The sequence below is a fragment of the Escherichia sp. TW14182 genome (genome assembly GCF_000208525.1).
In the GTDB taxonomy this organism is placed as follows: Bacteria; Pseudomonadota; Gammaproteobacteria; order Enterobacterales; family Enterobacteriaceae; genus Escherichia; species Escherichia ruysiae.
The window spans coordinates 1-5,639 of the sequence record NZ_AEJZ01000177.1 but is presented as its reverse complement, the minus strand read 5'-3'; the positions used below and the strand labels follow the sequence as shown (position 1 = coordinate 5,639).

Below are 5,639 nucleotides of genomic sequence, written 5' to 3'. Positions count from 1 at the left end.
TTACGCTACGTACTTCTCGGGGCGCTTACAGTTCGCTATCAAACAGACGTGCCACTTCCGCACGATAAACGTGCTCGGCATCGGCACGAACCATTTCTACGCCCTGTTCTTTGCTAATGATGTCGATGATTTCGTAGAGTTTTACGCCTTTAAAACGGGTAAAAATCTCTTCCAGGTCAACGTGAATGCCAAATTCCCTGAACATCGTGACATAGGCGCGAGAGCAAATAACCTCGCTATCGACCAGCGTACCGTCACAGTCGAAAAATACCGCTTCTATCTGGGACATGTCTTTCCTTTATCGTTAGTTTAACGTTTTCGTCATGCAGATTGGCACGACGCAATCGTTGCCGTATAAGCAAATACAATGAAAAAAAGTTATCTTCAGCCGTCCATATTGTCTCATTTTGGTATACGATAGCGACGGATTTTCCCTCCTTGTTCGGAAATAGATAATGAGTCAACAACACACAACCCAGGCTTCTGGCCAGGGGATGCTGGAACGCGTGTTTAAACTGCGCGAACATGGCACGACGGCACGAACCGAAGTGATCGCTGGTTTTACCACCTTCCTGACGATGGTTTACATCGTTTTTGTTAACCCGCAAATTCTTGGCGTCGCTGGCATGGACACAAGCGCCGTCTTCGTCACCACCTGTCTGATTGCTGCGTTCGGCAGTATTCTGATGGGGCTGTTTGCTAACCTGCCAGTCGCGCTGGCTCCCGCTATGGGTCTGAATGCGTTCTTCGCCTTTGTTGTGGTGCAGGCGATGGGCTTGCCATGGCAGGTCGGGATGGGCGCCATTTTCTGGGGCGCGATTGGTCTGCTGTTACTGACGATTTTCCGCGTTCGCTACTGGATGATTGCCAACATTCCAGTGAGTCTGCGTGTGGGGATCACCAGCGGTATCGGCCTGTTCATTGGTATGATGGGGCTGAAAAACGCAGGTGTCATTGTCGCTAACCCGGAAACGCTGGTTAGCATCGGTAACCTGACTTCTCACAGCGTGCTGCTGGGTATCCTCGGCTTCTTCATCATTGCTATTCTGGCCTCGCGCAACATTCACGCGGCGGTGCTGGTTTCCATCGTGGTGACGACGCTTTTGGGCTGGATGCTGGGTGATGTGCACTACAACGGCATTGTCTCCGCGCCGCCGAGCGTGATGACGGTAGTGGGTCATGTGGATTTAGCCGGGTCATTAAACCTCGGTCTGGCAGGGGTAATTTTCTCTTTCATGCTGGTCAACCTGTTTGACTCCTCCGGTACGTTGATTGGCGTAACCGATAAAGCGGGTCTGGCGGATGAGAAAGGTAAATTCCCGCGCATGAAGCAGGCGCTGTATGTCGACAGTATCTCTTCTGTTACCGGTTCCTTTATCGGTACATCTTCCGTCACGGCGTATATTGAGTCCTCTTCTGGTGTTTCCGTTGGCGGTCGTACCGGTCTGACGGCAGTGGTTGTCGGCCTGCTATTCCTGCTGGTTATCTTTCTGTCACCGCTGGCGGGAATGGTGCCTGGCTATGCTGCTGCTGGCGCGCTGATCTACGTGGGCGTACTGATGACCTCAAGTCTTGCTCGCGTGAAATGGCAGGATCTTACTGAATCCGTTCCGGCGTTTATTACCGCCGTGATGATGCCGTTCAGCTTTTCGATTACTGAAGGTATTGCGCTGGGCTTCATTTCCTACTGCGTGATGAAAATCGGCACCGGACGTCTGCGTGATCTAAGCCCGTGCGTAATCATCGTTGCGCTGCTGTTTATCCTGAAGATCGTGTTTATCGACGCCCACTAAAATCGATAACTCGTTAAAAAACCCGCCATGAGTTACCGCTGGCGGGTTTTTTATTTAGAGTTTCACCCGCTGAATAAACTCGCCAAATGCGGTCAATTGTCCGGTCAGATGATCCAGTGTTCCTTGATCAATCACTTCTCCGGTTTGTGGATCGACTTTGTTCTGAATCACACCGCCCATAAACTCCGGTTTGTTCATTACCATCGCGTCGAGAAAAACCAGAATCTGGCGCAGGTGATACTGGCAGCGCGCGCCGCCAATCACGCCCATTGAGCTGGTCTGAATCAACACCGGTTTACCGGCCAGCGGTTGATCCGGCAGGCGAGATAGCCAGTCGATGGCATTTTTCAGTCCGCCCGGCACGGAGTAGTTATATTCCGGCGTGACGATCACCACGCCGTCAGCTTGGCGAATTTGTTCCGCCAGAGTTTCAACTGCCGCTGGAAAACCTTCTTCCTGCTGTACGTCAGCGTCATACAGAGGTATGTCGGCAATGGAAGGTAACGCATTGACTTCCATACCCGCAGGGGCAATTTTCGGCAGTGTACGTGCAACCATGCCATTAAATGAGCCTTTGCGCAGGCTCCCCAGTAACGTAACCACCTTCAATTTTTCAGACATGATGACTCCTGTGGTTGTCTATCAATTTGGCGAAAAAGACTTCACGGTAGATAGCTGGGCAAAACGCATCATCCGGCTGGTGGGGTTGTTGGCGCGACTGTGAATATCCGGCAGACTTTTCCAGCCTTGCTTACCATCTAACTCCCAGATACTGAGCTTCTCAATCGCTGGAGTGACCGCCACGGACCACACCAGCACGTCCTCTGCGTCGCATAACGCTTCTACATGATTTACATGGGCACATTTCAGGCGTCCGGCAATGGGCAGCAATTGCAGATCGCGCGGGTCGTCATTCAGTACATCGCCGGTAAGTTTTAGCACGCTTCGGCGCAAAGTAATGAGTTGCGCTCGTGCTTCATTAGGATCGTTCTGCTTACTGATCCATAACGATTCATTGCTGGAAAAAATAGGGTTATCGGGTGCATGGGGACTATGAAACCCGCGTGTTGCGCGCTGTAGCTCCATATCGAGACCACACTCACCTTCGGTTGTTAACGCTACGCCGACCATATTTCCGGCATAGGATATTGAAAATGATGGCAAATTTTTATCGAGGAAAACCGGCTTTCCTTTAGCCTGGGTGACGATCTCTGGTAATTCGCTTATGCCATACAGCATAGACATCAGTTCTGCGAGTAAACCTCTGGACGCCAGAAAACGACTTTGACGATGAGGGGGAAGATTTCGGGCTTCTTGATGACACCGGGAGGGGAGACGAACAGATATCAAATGTCCTTCCGTTAAAATCCCTCGGGCAAAGTGAGTCGCCATTTTTCGCTCCATGCTTAATGGTCCATTATGAATACAAGAGTAATCATTTGCTGGAACTATGGACAGACTAAAGTGGCGAAAAGTTCGATTCGGATAAGTTTATTACATGTTTTTTACATTTTATCGTGAAATGTGGTCGCATTTTATACGATTTTATTATGCTATCGAGGCGTAAATATTTTTAATGGTTTCCCGTAACCAGACGATCTTCGGGTTATGGCTATTCCGTTTGTGCCACAGCAGAGTAAACGGTACTTCCAGTTTTTTTTGCTGGCTTTCGTCAAAGGGGAGAGGAAGAGCAACCAACGGCAGTTGGTGGAGCTGATTGTAGTACTGACAGTAGCGTGGCGCGGTCGCCATTAGCAGATTGTCGGGCTGCGCCGCCATAAATAGTGCCTGCTCAAATTCTGGCAGACTCATAGCAATCGTGCGTTCTCGGCCTAGCTCCTGTAACACATTGTCCAGCGCCCAGGTGTCGCTCTGTTCCCAGCAAATGCTGATATGCGGATAACGCAGAAAGGTGTCCAGATCCCACGCTTCACGTAGTGCCGGATGATCTTTGCGTAGCCAGACGCAGGGCACATCACTAAACAGCACTTCATAATCAATGGATAACGGCAACGAACTTAGTAGCTCCCGCGAACGGGGATGACTTTCACGACCGGAAAAACCGATATCCACTTCGCCACGGGTAATTGCATCCAGCGAATCGTAATCCCAGTTACGTAGTTTGATGGTCGCCTGGGGGTAACGCTGGTAGATCTGTTTCGATAACGCGTTAAACATGATCATCATCAGCGGCGACTCCGCCGCTAACTCAAACTTAAGGCCGCGCGGCGTTTCGTGATGCGGTTTATCCAGCAGCAGATTGCTCATTTGCATCCATTCCGCCAGATTTTGTTCCATGCTGACCATCAGCGGCGTGGGCGTCAGACCCAGCGGTGAGTTCACAAAGAGCGGATCATCAAACCATGCCCGAAGTTTTGCCAATGACTTGCTCACCGCCGAAGGCGTGACGTTCATCCGTTTCGCCGCTTTGGTTACGCTGCGCTCCTGCATCAGCAATTGCAGACAGAGCAGCAAATTGAGATCAAGCGTGGTGATGGATTTCTTCATGAGCGGTAACAGGGCGTCCAGGTGTGACGAGCATAATCAGCAACAGGCTCACTATGCTACAGGCAATCAGAATCCCGATCAGCATATCCCATGCGCTGAGACCAACCACCGCTGCCAGCCAAATCCACAGTGACGAACCGCAAACCTGCGCGATGCCTAAGGTCGAACTGGCCACGCCTGCGCGTAATGAAAACGGCCCTAACGCCTGACTCATTGCCACGCCGAAGCCTACCGAAAAACCGGCGCAAATCAGCGTAATGCCAAACAGAGAAATCACGTGGGAAGGTGAAATGGCAAGGGTGATACCCGCCGCCAGGAATAACACCTGCGAGGTGATCATCAGCGTTCGCGGCTTAAAAATTCCCAATGCAAACGGCGTGGAGAACGATACGGTCATACTGACGCTTGCGGTCAGCGCCATAATGGTGGCGTATTCTCCGCGCTCAAAACCCATGATTTCCATCATCAATACAGGCGACGTATTCACGAAGGTGAGGATCACCGAAACGCTGAGGGTGGTGATAACAACACGGCTGAGGAAAAAACGGTTAAGCAGCGATTCAGTATCTTCTCGTGGTTTGTCCGAAGCGGCAGGCGCGGCAGGGCGCGTTTCTTTTAAAATAAATAAAGACAACATCAGTACTGCGAAGCCCATCATCGCCATTACCCAGAACAGGCTTTGCCACGGGAATTTAAGCATAATCAGATGCCCGAGTACCGGCGCTAACACCGGAATGATGCAGGTAATGCCGTTGAGTAACGACAGCACTTTTGCCCGACGTCGATCATCCAGCGTGTCGCGCAAAATGGCGAACGCCACCACGTAACAACAGCCCGCGCCAAGTCCCTGTAGCAATCGTCCTGCAAGAAATAACGCGCTGGTTTCAGCCAGTGAACAGAACACTGAGGCGATAATAAATAGCGTCGCGCCGGGGATGGCGACCGGCTTTCTCCCTGAACGATCGGCCACTTTACCGGCAAATAACATCGCTGCCGCCATTCCCGCCAGATAAACGGAAAACGCAATATGTAACTGCGCTTCGCTGGCATTGAGGTCGTCGGCGATGCGCGGTAAACCAACGAGGTACATATCAATCCCTGCGGGATAAAGTAAAACCAGGGCAAAACTACAAATTAAGAAACGGGACATGAGCTAAAGCGTCCTGACGGAAAGGTGACGCAAAGCATACGTGGTGACGGAGAATCAGGCGAGTTGCCATTTGGACAAAAGAGATTTCCTGACAGGCAAGAAGCCTGCGAAATGGCTGGCTTCTATACTCGTCATACTTCAAGTTGCATGTGCGGCGTCTGCGTTCGTTCACCCCAGTCACTTACTTT

Annotated in this window: 5 protein-coding genes and 1 pseudogene; 1 reads left to right on the top strand and 5 read right to left on the bottom strand. The window is 51.1% G+C overall.

Going from position 1 to position 5,639, the window contains the following annotated elements:
• Positions 1-28 precede the first annotated feature (28 nt).
• Positions 29-289 (bottom strand): annotated as a pseudogene (locus EQY_RS0115345) (HAD hydrolase-like protein); the annotation flags it as partial.
• 166 nt (positions 290-455) lie between these two features.
• On the opposite strand from EQY_RS0115345, the gene adeP reads away from it, so the two are divergent.
• Entirely contained in the window at positions 456-1,793 is a 1,338-nt protein-coding gene (gene adeP / locus EQY_RS0115340) for an adenine permease AdeP (RefSeq protein WP_010347264.1), read from the top strand.
• Between the two features lie 54 nt (positions 1,794-1,847).
• On the opposite strand, the gene yieF is transcribed toward adeP, so the two are convergent.
• The 4 genes from yieF to mdtL all read right to left on the bottom strand — a co-directional run bounded on the left by yieF (position 1,848) and on the right by mdtL (position 5,451).
• Entirely contained in the window at positions 1,848-2,414 is a 567-nt protein-coding gene (gene yieF, locus EQY_RS0115335) for a class I chromate reductase YieF (protein ID WP_001291114.1), read from the bottom strand.
• A gap of 21 nt (positions 2,415-2,435) precedes the next feature.
• Positions 2,436-3,185, bottom strand: coding sequence for a 4'-phosphopantetheinyl transferase family protein (locus EQY_RS0115330; protein WP_024212607.1), 750 nt, complete (start codon positions 3,183-3,185; stop codon positions 2,436-2,438).
• Between the two features lie 156 nt (positions 3,186-3,341).
• Positions 3,342-4,301 carry an HTH-type transcriptional regulator YidZ gene (gene yidZ / locus EQY_RS0115325; protein ID WP_000748505.1) on the bottom strand — a complete coding sequence of 320 codons (960 nt, stop codon included), beginning with the start codon at positions 4,299-4,301 and terminating at the stop codon, positions 3,342-3,344.
• Entirely contained in the window at positions 4,276-5,451 is a 1,176-nt protein-coding gene (mdtL, locus tag EQY_RS0115320; RefSeq protein ID WP_000086025.1) for a multidrug efflux MFS transporter MdtL, read from the bottom strand. The genes yidZ and mdtL overlap by 26 nt, the downstream gene beginning before the upstream one ends.
• Between the last annotated feature and the right edge of the window lie 188 nt (positions 5,452-5,639).

Coding starts and splice junctions, on each gene's coding strand:
- adeP (WP_010347264.1), top strand. CDS start 456: ATGAGTCAACAACACACAACCCAGGCTTCTGGCCAGGGGATGCTGGAA.
- yieF (WP_001291114.1), bottom strand. CDS start 2,414: ATGTCTGAAAAATTGAAGGTGGTTACGTTACTGGGGAGCCTGCGCAAA.
- EQY_RS0115330 (WP_024212607.1), bottom strand. CDS start 3,185: ATGGCGACTCACTTTGCCCGAGGGATTTTAACGGAAGGACATTTGATA.
- yidZ (WP_000748505.1), bottom strand. CDS start 4,301: ATGAAGAAATCCATCACCACGCTTGATCTCAATTTGCTGCTCTGTCTG.
- mdtL (WP_000086025.1), bottom strand. CDS start 5,451: ATGTCCCGTTTCTTAATTTGTAGTTTTGCCCTGGTTTTACTTTATCCC.